This window comes from Agromyces humatus (assembly GCF_021228295.1).
Lineage (GTDB): Bacteria > Actinomycetota > Actinomycetes > Actinomycetales > Microbacteriaceae > Agromyces > Agromyces humatus.
In genome coordinates this window covers 181,243-196,462 of sequence record NZ_JAJQPD010000004.1, presented here as the reverse complement: position 1 = coordinate 196,462, position 15,220 = coordinate 181,243, and the positions used below count along the sequence as shown (strand labels likewise).

Genomic DNA, 15,220 nt, shown 5'->3' with positions numbered 1-15,220 from the left:
TCGCGAGCAGTTCGCCGTCGGCGTCACCGTGCCGGGTCCGCCAGATCGCCGAGAAGCCGCTCGAGCACGGTCGCCTCGCTGATGTCGGCTCGCTTCGACGCGGTGAGCAGGGTCAGCGGTCCCTCCGTGGCCCACTTCTGCAGGTCGGCGAACGCTGCCGAGCGCTCGGCATCGGCGAGTTCCGCCCGATAGCGATCGGCGAACTCGTCGAATTTCTCGGGGGTCGTGACGGTACCATTCCCGCAGTTCGGATGACGGAGCGACGGCCTTGCACCATTCGAAGAGGTCGGCTCGCTCCTTGCTGATGCCGCGCGGCCAGAGCCGGTCGACGAGCACCCGCTTGCCATCGCTCGCCTCGGCGGGCTCCTAGATCCGTTTGACGCGCACGACCGGTGAATTTGCCATGGGCCAACGGTAGGCATTCGTACCGGATTCGGCCACCCGCCCCATGAGTCCGCAGCCGGCGGCCGAGCGATCGGATCGAGCCGGATAGGATTTCGGCACGACCATGACCGACCCGATCCAGAGTCTCCGCGACGCGATCATCGCCGACCCCGAGAACGCTCCCTTCACCGCGGTCGGCTGGCGACCGGTGTTCGCCGCGTCACCCGAATCGCGGATCCTGCTCGTCGGCCAGGCCCCCGGGCGCCGTGCGCAGGAGTCCGGCATCCCGTGGAACGACGCCAGCGGCGACGCGCTCGTCCGCTGGCTCGGCGTCGACCGCGAGACCTTCCACGACCCTGTGGCGTTCGCGATCGTGCCGATGGACTTCTACTTCCCGGGCAAGTCGGGCTCGGGCGACTTTCCGCCGCGTCGGGTGTTCGCCGCTGCATGGCATCCGCCGCTGCTCGAGCAGCTCACCGAGCTGCGACTGACCCTGCTGATCGGTGCGCACGCCCAGCGTGCATACCTGCCCGACCGACGGCGGACGCTGACCGAGACGGTTCGTTATTGGCGCGACTACGGGCCCGCAGTCTTTCCCCTCGTGCACCCGTCGCCGCGCAACACCGCGTGGCAGCAGCGCAATCCGTGGTTCGAGGCCGAGACGGTGCCCGACCTTCGTATGGCAGTCGCCGCAGCGCTGGCCGACTGAACACGCCTGCCGAGAAGCCGGCCGCTACGTGTTCGACGCAGTCCGCGTCAGAGGCCCCAGTAGTACGCGGTGGCCGACTCGCCCGGGATGCTCGCGACGACTTTGACGGTGATGAGCGAGGTCGGCTCGGACCCGACCGGGCAGGTCACCGGGATCCTCGTCGAGCCCGATGGGCCCGCGCCCGCGACGAGCTGCGTGAAGCCGCTCGTCGCCTTGTAGTCGCCGTCTGTGAGGGCGTAGTGGACGTCGACGGTGTTGCCCTGGCGGGCCTGCCAGGTGAAGCTCATCGAGACGACCTGGCCCGTCGGGTTCGCGCCGCAGTCTCCACGCTCGCCCGGCTCCATCCCGATGACCCCCGGGGGCTCGACGCCGGGTTCGCTGTAGGCAGGAGAGTCTTCGGCGGCCGACTCGTCCCAGGTCGAGACATCCTCTTCCGCCTCGGCCTCGGCGAGCGCCTTCGCAGCGGCGTCGACCGCCGCCTGGCCGGCCTTCTGCGCGGCGACGACGGCGTCTGCGGCGGTCTTCACCTTGGCGAGTACTGCCGCGACATCGTCGGCGGTGGCGAGTTCGGCGACGGCCTTGGCGAGCGCTTCTCGGGATGCGCCGGCGAGCGGACTCGCCGTGATGAGCGCTTCGGCCTGTGCTTCGGCGCTCGCGGCGAGGCCCTCCAGGGCGTCGGTGACGCCGGCGACGGCCGCCGACACCTCCTCGAGTTCTCCGTCCGCGATGGCGAACGCGAGCTTCACGCGTGTGCCTTCGAACGCCGCCGCGGCGTCGGGACTCACTGCTGCAGCAAGGGAGGTCGTGAGTCCGTCGAATCCTGCGTTGAGTCGGGCCGCGGCGTCCTTCGCCTTGGCGAGCGCTTCCGCAGCCTCGGCTGCGGCCTTCTGCTCGGCTACCGCCTCCTTCGCTGCGATCTCGAGCGACACCTGCCGGTTGTGCTCGTCGACGGCGACCGCGGCGACCGGGATCGAGACGGCGCCGACGACGATGACTGCGCCGGCGGCGACGGCCGCGACCCTCGCCCACGCAGGAAACGCCATGAACCGGCTGACGATCTTCACAGTGGACGTCCTCCTCGACGAATCCTGACCATGGCGTCAAGCATGCCACCCGCACGACGACTGGGATGACACGGCAGGAGGGCCCGAGCCTCGGGCAGTTCGGCCCGGTTCTCGCGTCGCTCACGCGGAGCCTCGAGGGTGGTCGCACGGGTTGCGACATCCGTTTGGTCCTGCGTGGGTGTGGTTTGGAGCTATCCCACAATGACCAACGCATCGCAGCGAGGTTTCCTCAGTAGTGGTGCCAGAATACGAGCGACCGAGGTGGCGAGAGGTCTATAACTTCCCCAACCCGAATTCACGTGCATCGAAACTGGGGGGTCTCATGCGTTGGGTATGGTTCAGGGTTGCCGCCGCGATCGTCGCGGGTTCGGGCGTCGTCGCCGGACTTCTGGTCAACCTCGATCGCGCGACGCGCGAGGATCAAGTTCGCGGCGATGTGCTGGCGAACTACTTCAGCCTGTTCACGATCGTGACGTCGATCCTCGCTGTCGTCGTGCTGACGATCGCGGCGCGATGGATGCTGCGACACCCCGGCCCTTCGCCTGAGCCGGTCGGCCTCGGCACGGCGATCGCCGCGGTCACTGCCCCGGTGATCCTGCTCGGCATCGTGTTCAACGTGCTGCTGCGCGGAAATCCGGCCCCGATCGCCGCCACCGACCCCGGCTGGGTCTCGTTCATGGACTCGTGGGCCACCGAGACGCTGCACGTCGTCCTGCCGATCTACTTCGTGATCGATCTGCTGTTCGCCGGCAGACGCCGTGGGCTCCCGTGGTCGTCGCTCGCCGTCATCGTCAGTTATCCGCTCGTGTGGACGATCTACACGATGGTCCGCGGGGAACGCGTGGTCAATCCCGACGGCAGCACGCCCTGGTGGTACCCATACGGGTTCCTCGACCCGCACACCGCCGGGTACGTCTCGGCGTTCACGTACATCGGCGGCAACCTGTTGGCGTTCGTGCTGCTCGGCGTCGCCATCATCGGCATCGGTCGTGCCCGTGAGCGGCACACCGCTCGCCACGATGCGTCGACGCGGCCGCGGATCGGTGGCCTGCCGGCCTGAAGGTCACTCGCGTCGGCGCCGACGACGAACCGTGCGCCGGTGCCGAAGTCGCCGACCAGGTACCGGGCATGCAGTCCCTGGGCCAGCTTGCGCCAGTCGATCAGGTTGGCCGCGGCGATCTGTTCGCTCTTCAGCATGTCCATAGACGTGGAGCCTGACTCTGGTTCGGCCGCATCGGCATCAGAGAACTCGAGCTCGCTACGCACGCCTGACGGCGCAGCCCGGGCGTGCGAGACTGCCTCGGTGACGGACATCGAGATGGCGAGCATCGACGGCGGCACCGTCGCCCTCCATGACGCGCGGCGCAAGGTGCGCTGGAGCGTCGACCTCGAGCCGTTCGAGATCGGGGTGTACCCGGTGACGCAGGCGCAACTCGCCGAGATGCTCGGCGAGACGGCGTCGCATCCGCGGCGCCCGGCGACCGAGGTGAGTTGGCTGCGGGCGATCCGGTTCTGCAACGCGGCATCCGAATGGGAGGGACTCGACCCCGCCTATACGTACGACGGAGAAGACGTCACCTGGCATGTCGACGCCGACGGGTTTCGCCTGCCGACCGAGGCCGAGTGGGAGTTCGCCTGCCGGGCCGGGTCGACGCTTCCGCACTACGGCCCGCTCGACGAGGTCGCTTGGACGAGCGCCGACGGCGTGACCGCTCCGCAGGACGTCGGCGGGAAGCATCCGAACCTCAACGGGCTGTTCGACACGCTCGGCAACGTCTGGGAGTGGTGCTGGGATCTGCTCGACCCGGCTCGCTACGACGCGTATCGCGTGTTCCGGGGCGGCGGATTCGCCGACGACGCATGGAGCGTACGGGCGTCGGTTCGGCGGGGCGGTGCGCCGCGCATGCACCACGAGGACGTCGGGTTCCGTGTCGCCCGCGGCGGCTTCGATACTCCGGATGCCGCGCAGGGGTGGTCTGCGGCAGCGGACCTGGAACGGGCGGCGTTCGACGGCCCGCTGCCGTCGGGGTGGACACCTCGAGGTGCGGCGCAGTGAACCTCACGTCGTGGTCGTGGATAGCCCTCGCAGCGCAATCGCTTCGACGCGGAGATCGACGTCGTCGGCCCGCCCGAGCTCACTGAGGCATTCGCCAAGCTCGCGGCCCGCAACGCCTCGAAAGCGTCGCGAGTGGCGACCGCAAGCCCGCGATAGCGACCGCGAGACTCAGCCCGCGGTAGCCGGTTCTCGGGGCGGGTTGTGCATGAACTCGAGGCGGATGCCGTTGTCGTCCTCGACGAAGGACGCGTAGTAGCGGTCGTTGAACCGCGGGTACGGCTTCGGCTCGCGGACGGCAGTCCACCCCGCTTCGAGCGCGATCGTATGCAGGCGATCGACCTCGGCACGCGAGTCGACGGGGAAGGCGAGGTGCTGCCAACCGACCCGGCCGTGCCGGTGCGGTCCGGTGCCGGTCTCGCGGGCGGGGAAGAGGATCAGCTCCTCCTCGCCCTTGTACCAGGACACTCCGTTGTCGGCATCCTGCCGTGTGCAGCCGAGCGCCTGCATCACCGGATCGAACTGTGCGATCGAGCGAGGCAGGTCGTCGACGGAGACTCCGAGATGGTCGAAGAGTGGCATCCGGACATCCTATGGCTTGGCTACTCGACGAGCTTGCCCACCGTCGACACCTCACGCATGAGCGTCGCGATCTCGTCGGGAATCGGCGGGATATCCTCGCGTGTCACCCCGGTCGCAGGCGACCACACCAGGTTCACCCGCATCGACTCATCCAGCGAAGGGTAGTCGCTGCGGTTGTGGCATCCGCGGGTCTCGCGACGCTCCAATGCTGCCGACAGCGTCGCACGAGCAGCCAGCGCGGCCGACTTGAGGTCGAAGGCGTGGGCGAGGTCCTGGTAGCCGGCGATGTCGGGGTGCACGCCGATGTCGGCGATACGCGCCTCGATCGCGTCGAGCTCGGCGAGCCCAGCGAGCAACCCCGCCTCGTCGCGAACGACGCCGGCGTGCTCGGTCATGGTGTTGCGGATGGCACGCTGCAGGGCGCGCACGTTCTCCGAACCATCCGAGGCGAGCAGCACAGCGATCTCGGAGCGCGCCGCGACCACCGCGGCGGCCGAGCGCTTCTGGGCGGCCAGCGAAGCAGAGTACGAGGCAGCGGCCTGCCCGACGATGCGCCCGAAGACGAGCAGTTCGATGAGCGAGTTGCCGCCCAGCCGGTTGGCGCCGTGGAGCCCAGAGGATGCCTCGCCGATGGCGTACAGCCCCGGGACATCCGTGCCGTGGTCTTCGGGGCGTACCCACACGCCGCCCATCGAGTAGTGCGCGGTGGGCGCGATCTCGATCGGCTGCGTCGTGATGTCGAGCATCTGCAGTTCGAGCATGGTCTGGTAGACGCGGGGGAGGCGCTGCATGATCGTCTCGCGGGGCAGGTGCGAGACATCCAGCCAGACACCGCCATTGGGGGTTCCGCGCCCCTCCTTGATCTCGGTGTAGCACGCGAGGGCCACGCGGTCGCGCGTCGAGAGCTCCATGCGCTCGGGGTCGTACTTGGCCATGAAGCGCTCGCCGAGTCCGTTGGTGAGGATGCCGCCCTCGCCGCGAGCCGCCTCGCTGATGAGCGTGCCCGCCGCGTTCTCGGGCTCGATGATGCCAGACGGATGGAACTGCACGAGCTCTGGATCGCGGAGGCGCCCGCCCGCCTCGACGGCGAGGCGGAACGAGTCGCCCGTGTTCTCGTCGCGCCGCGACGAGGTGCGCCGCCAAATGCGGTTGTGGCCGCCCGTGGCCAGGATGACCGCATCGGCGTGGATGAGGTAACGGGTGCCGTCTTCGAGGTCGAAGCCGTAGGCACCGAAGACCGCACCGTCGTCGTTGACGAGGATGCGCGTGACGTAGACCGAGTCGAGGATCGGCACGTTCAGCTGCGCGGCGCGGTTGATCAGCGTGCGCTGGATCTCGAGGCCGGTGTAGTCGCCCGCGAAGGCGGTGCGGCGGTAGGTGTGCGCGCCGAAGAAGCGCTGCGAGATGCGGCCGTCGCCTTCGCGGGCGAACGGCATGCCGTAGCGCTCGAGGTCTTCGATGCCGCGAGCCGCGCCCGAGGTGACGATCTCGACGGTGTGCGGGTTGGCGAGCAGGTAACTCTCTTTCAGGGTGTCGGCGGCATGCTGCTGCCAGCTGTCGTCAGGATCCATGGTCGAGAGGGCGGCATTGATGCCGCCGGCCGCAAGCGAGGTGTGGGCGTCGGACTTGGGTCGCTTGCCCAGGGCGAGCACGTCGACGCCCGCCTCGGCGAGTTCGATCGCGGCGCGCAGGCCCGATCCGCCGGTGCCGATCACGAGAACGGTCGTGGAGATCTGGCGCTCTGAAGTGGTGCTGCCTGAGGGGGTCATGCAATCCACGCTAGGTTGGGCTGTTCAATTACTCCAATGCATCTTCGACCTAAGAATGATGCGCATAGGCTATCGACATGAACCTCGAGCAACTGCGCAGCTTCGTCGAGGTGGCCCGGTTCGGCAACTTCACCCGCGCCGCCGAAGAGCTCTACCTCGCCCAGCCCTCGCTGAGTCGCCAGATCGCCGCGCTCGAGCACGACCTCGGTGCCGAGCTGTTCCACCGCGCACGCGGGGGCAGCACGCTGACGGCCGCAGGCGAGTCGCTGCTGCCGCTCGCGCGCCGCATGCTCGCCGACGCCGAATCGGTCAGGCGCGAACTCGCCGAACTCGCCGGCCTCGAGCGCGGCCGCGTGCGCCTCGGCGCGACCCCCACCCTGTGCATCAGCCTCGTCGCCGAGGTGCTCAGCGCGTTCCACGCGGAGCATCCGGCCATCGAACTCCGCATCTCGGAACAGGGGTCGCGCCGACTGCTCGATGAGCTCGCCGGCGGCGAGCTCGATCTCGCCTTGATCACGACATCGGATGCCTCGTCGGCCGAGCGATTCACGGTGACCCCGTTGCTCGTCGAAGAGCTCGTCGTCGTGTCATCCGCCGCCGCACCGCCGGTCACCACGGGCGACACGATCGGCCTGGCGGAGGTCGCCGAGCTGCCGCAGCTCGTCTTCAGCTCGACGTACGACCTGCGCGCGACGACCGATGCGGCGTTCCGCGCCGCGGATCTCACGCCCGAAGTCGTGCTCGAAGGCGCCGAGATGGACGCCGTGCTGAGGTTCGTCGAGCGCGGGCTCGGGGTCGCCATCGTGCCCGCGATGGTGCTCATCGACCGCCCGGGACTGCGGTCGGTACGGCTCGACGGACCGACGCTCGAGCGCACGATCAGCCTCGCCCGACCCGCCGATGTCGCGCCGACCACGGCCGTCGAGGTCATGCGGACCACGATCACCGCGAGCGCCACGGCGTTCGCGGCCAGAGCAGGCGCGACCATGCGGCTCGCCGCCGCGATGGCGTGACGCGATCAGCGGTCGAGCTGCATCCGCGCCCACGTGATCGCGGTCGCGCCTCCGAACACGACGGGCACGATCAGCACGCCGACGAGTGCGGGCCACGGCACGGACTCCGGATCGATCGCCCAGAGCGCCGGCGCCACGAGGGGGACCCACGAGCCGACCCCGAGCACGGCCGAGACCTGGGCGACGACGAGCAGCACGATCGTGGCGGCGATGCCGGCGAGGAGGCTCCGGGCGAGGCTCGCGATCCAGCCCGCCGGCACCGCGAGGAGTGCCGTGAGCATCGTCAGCAACGGGATACGCAGCAGTTGCACCGCGCCGTCGGGATCGGTCGCCGGGAGCCCGGCCGCCAGCCCGAGCAACGCGAGCATGAGGGTGAGCGCGATCGCCATGATCGCAGCCCAGGCCAGGTAGACGACGAGCTTGCCCAGTGCGATCGACGAACGGCGCACCGGCAGCGCGAAGAGCGCGGCCACAGTGCCGTCGGCGAACTCGCGGCCGTACAGCCAGGCGATGAGGATGCCGCACGCACCGAATCCGCCGGCGGCGAGGATCTGCGCCGCAGTGCCCACGAGCAGGGCCCACCCGTCGGCTTCGGCGAGCGGGCCGAGGCGCGCGAGCACACGCTCGTCGCCGGCTGACGCCGCAGCGAGCAGGCCGCTGGTCAGCGCGGCCAGCCCACCTGCGAGGATCCCCGTCGTCCACGGGACCACTCGCGAGGCGACGGCCTTGCGCGTCTCCACGGCGACAGCGATCCCGATCGCGCTCATGCCGCGTTCCGTGCTTCGTCGTCGGTGCGCACGAGTGAGAAGAACGCTCGCTCGAGGTCGATCGTTCCGGGGTCGAGTGTGCCGATGAGTCGTCCGTCGTTCATGACGCTGATGCGGTCGGCGACGCGAGCGACCTCGTCGAGGTGGTGACTCGACACGAGTACCCCGGCGCCCGCCCGAGCTCGGCGAACGACGGCCTCGCGGAGCACGATCACCCCCGCCGGATCGAGCGCGTTCGTGGGCTCGTCGAGCACGATCAGGGTCGGGTCGTGCTGCAGTCCCGCCGCGAGTCCCACACGCTGGCGGTTGCCGAGCGAGAGGCGTCGGGCGCGCACGCGTGCGTAGCGCACGAGGTCGAGCTCCTCGATCGAGGCGTCCGCCATCGCGGACGCCTCGGCGCGGGCGACACCGTGCAGCCGGGCCGCGAGGCGCAGGTTGTCGCGGACATCGAGTTCACCGTAGGCGAGGGCGCTCTCGACGAGCTGCCCGACCTTGGCCCACGCGGCGGGTGCGAGGTCGTCGATGCGGACGCCGTCGATGCGCACCTCGCCGGCGTCTGGGCGGAGCATCCCGAGCATGAGGCGCATGAGCGTCGTCTTGCCGGCGCCGTTGAGTCCGACGAGCGCATGGATCTCGCCCGGCGCGATCGCGAGGTCGACACCGTGGACGCCGGCGCCCCCGCGGAACTCCCGCCGTACGCCGTGCAACTCGACGCGTGACTCAGGCATCGCGCGCCTCCATGGACGTGGCCGGCCCGGTCGGGTTCAGTGCGTCGGGCACGTCGACGACGTCGAGCGCGCGCTCGATCGACGAGGCGAGCCCGGCCGATTCGTCGTCGGCCCAGGCGAAGAGCCCCGCCACGAGTGCGGCGAGCACTGCGGCCGCGGCGATGTGCGCGTCGTGATCGGATGCCCCGTCGGCGACGAGTTGCGCGACGATCGCCTGCTCGGTGTTGCCCGTCGATTTCCACGTCGCACCCCGGAGCGACGGCGTCTTGGCAGCGATCCGCACTCGCCGGCGGATGATCGGCTGGTCGGGATCGGGGACCGCGCGCCACGCCTCGCGGATGCCCCGGACCGCACGAAGGAACGGTGGGAGACCGGTCGGCTGGCGGCCGATCGCGGCGACGAGAAGCGGGTCGTAGGGGTCGTCGAGGAGCAGAGATTCCTTCGCGGGGAAGTATCGGAAGAACGTCATCTCGGTCACGCCCGCGGTGCGCGCGATCTGAGCGACCGTCGTCTCGTCGTATCCCTGGCGTTCGAAGAGTTCGAGCCCGCTCTCGATGAGGCGGGCGAGCGTACGCTCACGTTTGGTTGGGGCATCCGTGGCCATATCAAGAATGTTAGTCACTAACATTATGGGCGGCAAGCCCTTTCGGGTCGGGCTCTCACCGATCGCATCCGCCGCCGCGCGACGCGGGCCGGCTGTCAGCCAGTTCTGCGCAGCCAGTTCACGACGTAGGCCGGCGCAGTGTCGGCGGCTTCGAGGGCGAACGCCACGTGCGATCCGTCCATCCAGTAGAGCTCGGAACCGGTGATGTGCGCGTGGGCGTACTCGGCACTGGCCGGCGGCGCCATCTTGTCAGACCGTGCGTGCACGATCAGCGTCGGACAGGTGATGCGATCCACCTGCGCGGGAGTGAAGACGGTGAAGTCGTTGTTCATCCCCGAGCGTCGTCGCGCAGCGCCGAGCGAGGCGCGCAGCGTCGCCTCGAGCGTCGCCGTGCTGCCCGGGATCGCCGCGAGCTTCGCGGCGCGATCAGACGCGACCGCTCGAGGATCGGTGCCGACGGCGCTGAGCAGGGCGGCGAGGGTCGGCTTCGTCGCATGGCGAAGGAGCCAGAGCTGCGCCCGGGCGAGGGAGTCCCGCGCTGCAATTCTCGCTGCGGCGCCGGGAATAGGGCCGGGGATGCAGACGCCGTCGACCTGAACGAGCCTGCTCACACGGTCGGGGTGCCTCGCGGCGAGCTCGTAGCCAGCGGGTCCACCGCCGGAGGCGGCAACCACCGGGATGCGGTCGATGCCGAGCGCATCGAGCAGGGCCGCGAGGGCATCGCCCTGTCGAGGTCGGCGTGCCTCGGCAGCCACTCGATCGTGTGCGAGATGGATGTCTCGACGATGACCCCGTCGGCGGTGCCGCGCCCCCAGAACACGGGCGGCGCGAGCTGCGCCATCCGCGCGTCGCCCGGGCGCTCGCCGGGCATCGCGAAGCCCGAGAGGTTCACCGCGAAGGCGAAACGCTCGGGATCACGACGCATGAGTTCGAGCGCCATCGCACCGCCCTGCGAGAAGCCGAGCAAGCCGATCGTCGAGTGCTCGGGCACGGCGCGGTCGAGCCACTCGAAGATCGCATCGGTCGACGCGGACGACGCCGCGAGCGCCTCCTCGCGGCCCTGTGCGAGCAGTGGGAACCACGCATATCCGTAGCCCGTGAAGGTCGGAGCGCGCAACGAGGCCACCGCGGGCTCGAGCGGCAGGTACGGGGTGAGCCCGAACAGGTCGCCCTCGTTCGAGTTGAAGCCGTGCAGGAGCACCAGCAGGGGGCGTCCCGCTCGGTCCGCCTCGGAAGCGGACCAGAGCACGGCGTCGTCGTCGATCTGTACGGCGGTCATGGGTTCAACGCTATCGCGGTGGGGCAGAATCGAGTCATGAGCGTGCGCACCCCTGATCCCGACTGGAATCCCGACGACGAGCCCGTCGTGCGTCCGCCGGCGAACCCGGGGTGGCTCAGCGACCTCGAGCTCGCCGAGGTGCGCGGGCGCCTGCCGCTGCTCTACGTCGAGGCCGTGCCGGTGCGGGTCGACGGGCTCGGCCAGGTCACCGAGGTGGGGGTGCTGTTGCGCGCGAACGCCGTCGGCGAGATGACTCGCACGATCGTCTCGGGCAGGGTGATGTACGGCGAGACCGTGCGCGATGCGCTGTTCCGTCACCTCGAGAAGGACCTCGGGCCGATGGCGTTCCCACTGCTGCCGGCGAGCCCGGTGCCCTTCATGGTGGCCGAGTACTTTCCGCTGCCGGGCATCTCGCCGTTCACCGACGAACGCCAGCACGCCGTGTCGCTCGCGTTCGTGGTGCCGGTCACCGGCACGTGCGAACCGCGTCAGGATGCGCTCGAGGTCACGTGGATGACTCCCGCGGAAGCAGTGACCGACACGATCGACGCCGAGCTCGAGGGCGGACGCGGCACACTCGTGAAGCAGGCCCTCGCGTCGGTGGGCGCGCTGCCCTGATCGGCGCGGTCAGCGCACCAGACGCACCTCGAGGATCTCCTCGCCGAGGAACGGCACGTGCTGCTCGGCGCCGTCGGCGACGAAGCCGTTGCGCGCGTAGAAGCGGTGGGCTCGCGGGTTGTCCTTCGCCACCCAGAGGTAGCCGGGACGGTCGCCGCACGCCGCGTCGAAGAGCTTCTGGCCGATACCGGTGCCGTGGTAGGCGTCGAGCAGGTAGATGAAGTAGAGCTCGCGCTCGCGAGGCGGGTTCTCGTCGCGCGCGGGGCCCGAGCCGACGAACCCGACGATCTCGCCGTCGACGAGGGCGGCGAACTGGTTGTACTCCTCGCCGCGCGCGGCCATGTGGGTCCAGAGCTCGGCCATTCGTCGCGGCGACAGGTGCTCGAACGCGGCAGCGCTGATGAGGTGGTCGTAGGTCTCGTGCCAGCACGTGGCGTGTACACGGCCCAACGCCTCCACATCGGAGTCCCGGATGGGGCGGACGACGACTTCGGCAACGACTTCGGTGCTCATGACCTGAGACTAAGCCAGTCGGCCGCAGCCGCGAAATCGAGGCCGGCCGACGGATCGGGAACGCTCCACCGGCCGCAGCCGCAGGTGCGGCGACTCGGCGGGACGCGATCGGCCCCGGCGAGCGAACTCGCCGGGGCCGGACTCTCGTGCGGGTGTCAGCCCTGCGCGCGACGGTTGCTGCGGGTGCTGTGCGACGACCCGACGAGGCTGCCGACGCGCAGCGGCTGCTTGGCTGAGCCCGAGCGAGCGGATGTCCCGCGCTGCGCGCCCGAGGTCTGTGCGCCGCGGCTCTGGCCGCCGCCCTGCTTCGGGGCGTGGGCCTTGGTCTCGGCCGGGCGACCCGAGCGGTCGCGACGCGGGGTCGCGGGTGCGACATCCGCCTGACCGCGACCGCGGCCGCGCCCCTGCCCGCGGGCGTCGCCGCCCTGGCCGTCGCGGGCCGCGCGCTTGCGCTGGGCGTTCGCGCCCTGCGAACGGCCGCTGCCGCCCTGCTGCTGCACCGGACGGGGTGCGGGCTTCACGTAGGGCGCGACGTCGCCGACGAGCGACGTGACCACGGGGGAGGTCGAGGTGACCTGCTGCGGCGTGACGGTGATGGCGGCCTTGCGCAGCAGCGTCTTGAGGTCCTGCTTCTGCGCGGGGAGGCAGATGGTGACGACGTCGCCCTCGCTGCCGGCGCGAGCCGTGCGGCCCGAGCGGTGCAGGTACGCCTTGTGCTCCATGGGCGGGTCGACGTGGATGACGAGCTCGACGTTGTCGACGTGCACACCGCGTGCTGCGACATCCGTGGCCACCAGCACCTTCGCCGAACCGTCGGAGAACGCGGCGAGGTTGCGGTCGCGCTGGGGCTGCGACAGGTTGCCGTGCAGGTCGACCGCGGGGATGCCCTGCTCGGTGAGCTTCTTCGCGAGCTTCTTCGCATGGTGCTTCGTGCGCATGAAGAGGATGCGGCGGCCGGTGCCGCTCGCGAGCGTCTTCACGAGCTCGTTCTTCGCGTCGACGTCGGCGATCTCGAAGACGTGGTGCGTCATCTGGGCGACCGGGGAGTTCGCCTCGTCGACCGAGTGCAGCACCTCGTTCTGCAGGTAGCGCTTCACGAGCTTGTCCACGCCGTTGTCGAGCGTCGCCGAGAACAGCATGCGCTGGCCGCCCTGCGGGGTCTTGTCCATGATGCGCGTGACGACCGGCAGGAAGCCGAGGTCGGCCATGTGGTCGGCCTCGTCGAGCACGGTGATCTCGATCGCGTCGAGGTGCAGGTGGCCCTGCTTCATGAGGTCTTCGAGACGACCAGGAGTGGCCACGACGATGTCGACGCCGGCGCGGAGCGCGGCGACCTGGCGGGTCTGGTTGATGCCGCCGAAGATGGTCGTGATCGTGAGGTCGTAGGCCGCAGCGAACGGCTCGAACGTCTGCATGATCTGTGTGGCGAGCTCGCGAGTCGGAGCGAGCACGAGGCCGAGCGGTCGGCCCGGGCGGCGCTTGCCGCCGGCGAGCGACGTGCCGAGACGCGCCACCATGGGCAGCGCGAACGCGATCGTCTTGCCCGAGCCGGTCTTGCCGCGGCCGAGCACGTCGCGTCCGGCGAGCGTGTCGGGCAGCGTGTCGACCTGGATCGGGAACGCGGTGGTCTTGCCGTCGGCCGCGAGGGCGGCGACGAGGGGAGCGGGCACGCCGAGCGTGCTGAAGGAGATGTCGGTCACAGGGTGGCCTTTCGAGACATGCGACACCGTCGGGTGTCTGGCCGCGCGGAGCGGCAGATCGGGAGCCCGACGGTGGGAATTGGCGAAGGCGCCGGTCGGCGCATCCGTTCGCCGTATGAGAGTCAACGGGCGCCCTCGCGATGAGGCCCTGCCCGGAAGCGTTTCTACGACGCAGGCGGCGCGATCATCGCGCACACCGATGACGAGCATAGCGCACGGGACCGGGACGAACCTGTCAGCGGGGCATCCGCTCGCCGACCGGGATCTCGGAGGAGACCGTATTGCCCGCCTGCGCGAGCGGGCACGACCACGACGGGTCGTAGGCGCACGACGGGTTGTACGCGAAGTTGAAGTCGACGATGAGGCTGTCGCGTTCGGCACCGGGGCCGAGGTCGGCGCCCTTCACCGTGTCGAGCAGGTAGCGGCCGCCCCCGTACGTGCCGCCCGGCGTGCCCGCGAGACCGTCCTTCACGGGCAGGAACAGCCCGCCGCCGTAGTCGATGAGGCGCCAGACATCGAGCCTGCCGAAGTACGGGATGTGCACCGTTCCCACCAGCGAGAACGGGACCGGGCCGTCGGGGCCGCCGTCGACGGTGACGCGAAGCGGTTCGTCGGTGCGATGCACCTCGAGCTCGTACCGCCAGTCGGGGTCGTAGCGCGGCACGGTCAGGCCGGTGAACTGCGCGCGGTCGTCGGGGAGCAGTGGTGAGAGCGGATGTCCCGCGAAGAGCTCGTCGCGCGCGGACTTCCACAGCTCGTGGCCAGCCGCCGGGTCGTGCACGCTGAGCTGGCGCACGCCCGCATACAGGCCGAACATCCGGCGACGCCAGTCGGAGAGCTGGAGGGCGCCGATCGAGTCGGTCATGCCGCGGCCCGCTCGTCGGCAGTTCCGGGCGGATCGAACGACCACCCTGGCGCGAGTTGCTTCAGGCGGGCACCGCGCCACTGCCAGAACGCCCACGTGGGGTACCACGCGACGAGGTCGAGCGCCCCCGCGTGGGCGAGGAGCTGGTCGCGATAGAGCGTGCGGCCGTCGGGCAGCGGTGAGACCGCCATGCGATGGTCCCATCGGTCGAACATCGCGAGCGGGCCGGAGGTCGCGCCGCCGGAGTCGCGCAGCATGCGCACGCCGGCCGGCAGCCCGCCCGGATAGCTGACGTCGACGTGTTCGTCGCCTGCAGGGAATCGCCGGAAGGCGAGAGCGCGCAGACGGTGCGATCCCTCGGGCCACACCGTCGGCAGTCCACCCGGTTCGAGCGACGTGAGATCGAGCCAGGGCGCCACGACCTCGCGGAGCACCGCGGGGCTCCGAATCGCCCGCCACGCGGCATCGGCCGTGCAGTCGAGTTCGAGTTTCAGGAGCACCCGCATGTGCCGAGAGTATGACGAGCGGATGTCCCTGCCAAGCACCGTGGCCGGATTCGCGGCTCCCGCACC

At 70.0% G+C, this 15,220-nt stretch carries 17 protein-coding genes and 2 pseudogenes; 5 read left to right on the top strand and 14 right to left on the bottom strand.

All coding sequences use genetic code 11. The features are described from left to right. Positions 1-23: 23 nt before the first annotated feature. Positions 24-161 (bottom strand): annotated as a pseudogene (locus LSF15_RS19045) (hypothetical protein); the annotation flags it as partial. A 109-nt stretch (positions 162-270) separates the two neighbouring features. Continuing rightward, positions 271-336 (bottom strand): annotated as a pseudogene (locus LSF15_RS19040) (DUF488 family protein, N3 subclade); the annotation flags it as partial. 172 nt (positions 337-508) lie between these two features. Here LSF15_RS19040 and LSF15_RS08535 point away from each other — a divergent pair. Further along, complete coding sequence (locus LSF15_RS08535) at positions 509-1,093, top strand: uracil-DNA glycosylase family protein (protein ID WP_232498102.1); 585 nt, start codon at positions 509-511, stop codon at positions 1,091-1,093. Positions 1,094-1,140: 47 nt separating this feature from the next. Here the strand turns inward: LSF15_RS08535 and LSF15_RS08530 are convergent, their stop codons facing one another. After that, complete coding sequence (locus tag LSF15_RS08530; RefSeq protein WP_232498101.1) at positions 1,141-2,157, bottom strand: hypothetical protein; 1,017 nt, start codon at positions 2,155-2,157, stop codon at positions 1,141-1,143. Between the two features lie 322 nt (positions 2,158-2,479). Between LSF15_RS08530 and LSF15_RS08525 the strand changes: the two genes are divergently transcribed. Further along, a complete protein-coding gene (locus LSF15_RS08525) occupies positions 2,480-3,217 on the top strand; it encodes a Pr6Pr family membrane protein (RefSeq protein ID WP_232498100.1) in 738 nt (245 codons plus the stop codon). 243 nt (positions 3,218-3,460) lie between these two features. Then, a complete protein-coding gene (locus LSF15_RS08515) occupies positions 3,461-4,213 on the top strand; it encodes a formylglycine-generating enzyme family protein (protein WP_232498099.1) in 753 nt (250 codons plus the stop codon). Positions 4,214-4,381: 168 nt separating this feature from the next. Here LSF15_RS08515 and LSF15_RS08510 read toward each other — a convergent pair whose 3' ends face one another. Further along, on the bottom strand, positions 4,382-4,792 hold the full coding sequence (locus LSF15_RS08510) for a VOC family protein (protein WP_232498098.1): 411 nt from the start codon (positions 4,790-4,792) through the stop codon (positions 4,382-4,384). Positions 4,793-4,812: 20 nt separating this feature from the next. Next, entirely contained in the window at positions 4,813-6,561 is a 1,749-nt protein-coding gene (locus LSF15_RS08505) for an L-aspartate oxidase (RefSeq protein WP_232498097.1), read from the bottom strand. Between the two features lie 77 nt (positions 6,562-6,638). Here LSF15_RS08505 and LSF15_RS08500 point away from each other — a divergent pair, with 77 nt between their 5' ends. Further along, complete coding sequence (locus LSF15_RS08500; protein ID WP_232498096.1) at positions 6,639-7,574, top strand: LysR family transcriptional regulator; 936 nt, start codon at positions 6,639-6,641, stop codon at positions 7,572-7,574. A 5-nt stretch (positions 7,575-7,579) separates the two neighbouring features. Here the strand turns inward: LSF15_RS08500 and LSF15_RS08495 are convergent, their stop codons facing one another. The 5 genes from LSF15_RS08495 to LSF15_RS08475 all read right to left on the bottom strand — a co-directional run bounded on the left by LSF15_RS08495 (position 7,580) and on the right by LSF15_RS08475 (position 10,952). Continuing rightward, positions 7,580-8,341 carry an ABC transporter permease gene (locus tag LSF15_RS08495; RefSeq protein ID WP_232498095.1) on the bottom strand — a complete coding sequence of 254 codons (762 nt, stop codon included), beginning with the start codon at positions 8,339-8,341 and terminating at the stop codon, positions 7,580-7,582. Continuing rightward, positions 8,338-9,069, bottom strand: a complete 732-nt coding sequence (locus LSF15_RS08490) for an ABC transporter ATP-binding protein (protein WP_232498094.1) — start codon at positions 9,067-9,069, stop codon at positions 8,338-8,340. Before LSF15_RS08490 ends, LSF15_RS08495 begins: the two co-directional genes overlap by 4 nt. Beyond that, positions 9,062-9,673, bottom strand: coding sequence for a TetR family transcriptional regulator (locus tag LSF15_RS08485; protein ID WP_232498093.1), 612 nt, complete (start codon positions 9,671-9,673; stop codon positions 9,062-9,064). The genes LSF15_RS08490 and LSF15_RS08485 overlap by 8 nt, the downstream gene beginning before the upstream one ends. 95 nt (positions 9,674-9,768) lie before the next feature. Next, positions 9,769-10,347 (bottom strand): alpha/beta hydrolase, encoded by a 579-nt coding sequence (locus tag LSF15_RS08480; protein ID WP_232498092.1) that lies wholly within the window; start codon positions 10,345-10,347, stop codon positions 9,769-9,771. After that, entirely contained in the window at positions 10,281-10,952 is a 672-nt protein-coding gene (locus LSF15_RS08475) for an alpha/beta hydrolase (protein ID WP_232498091.1), read from the bottom strand. Before LSF15_RS08475 ends, LSF15_RS08480 begins: the two co-directional genes overlap by 67 nt. A 36-nt stretch (positions 10,953-10,988) precedes the next feature. On the opposite strand from LSF15_RS08475, the gene LSF15_RS08470 reads away from it, so the two are divergent. Next, a complete protein-coding gene (locus LSF15_RS08470; RefSeq protein ID WP_232498090.1) occupies positions 10,989-11,570 on the top strand; it encodes an NUDIX hydrolase family protein in 582 nt (193 codons plus the stop codon). Between the two features lie 9 nt (positions 11,571-11,579). On the opposite strand, the gene LSF15_RS08465 is transcribed toward LSF15_RS08470, so the two are convergent. From LSF15_RS08465 to LSF15_RS08450, 4 genes are all read right to left on the bottom strand, one after another. Then, positions 11,580-12,083: a GNAT family N-acetyltransferase gene (locus LSF15_RS08465; protein WP_232498089.1), complete on the bottom strand. Its 504-nt coding sequence runs from the start codon at positions 12,081-12,083 to the stop codon at positions 11,580-11,582. A 155-nt stretch (positions 12,084-12,238) separates the two neighbouring features. Further along, on the bottom strand, positions 12,239-13,783 hold the full coding sequence (locus LSF15_RS08460) for a DEAD/DEAH box helicase (protein WP_232498088.1): 1,545 nt from the start codon (positions 13,781-13,783) through the stop codon (positions 12,239-12,241). Between the two features lie 235 nt (positions 13,784-14,018). Further along, positions 14,019-14,648, bottom strand: coding sequence for a DUF1684 domain-containing protein (locus LSF15_RS08455; protein ID WP_232498087.1), 630 nt, complete (start codon positions 14,646-14,648; stop codon positions 14,019-14,021). Beyond that, complete coding sequence (locus tag LSF15_RS08450; protein WP_232498086.1) at positions 14,645-15,154, bottom strand: hypothetical protein; 510 nt, start codon at positions 15,152-15,154, stop codon at positions 14,645-14,647. The genes LSF15_RS08455 and LSF15_RS08450 overlap by 4 nt, the downstream gene beginning before the upstream one ends. Positions 15,155-15,220 lie beyond the last annotated feature (66 nt).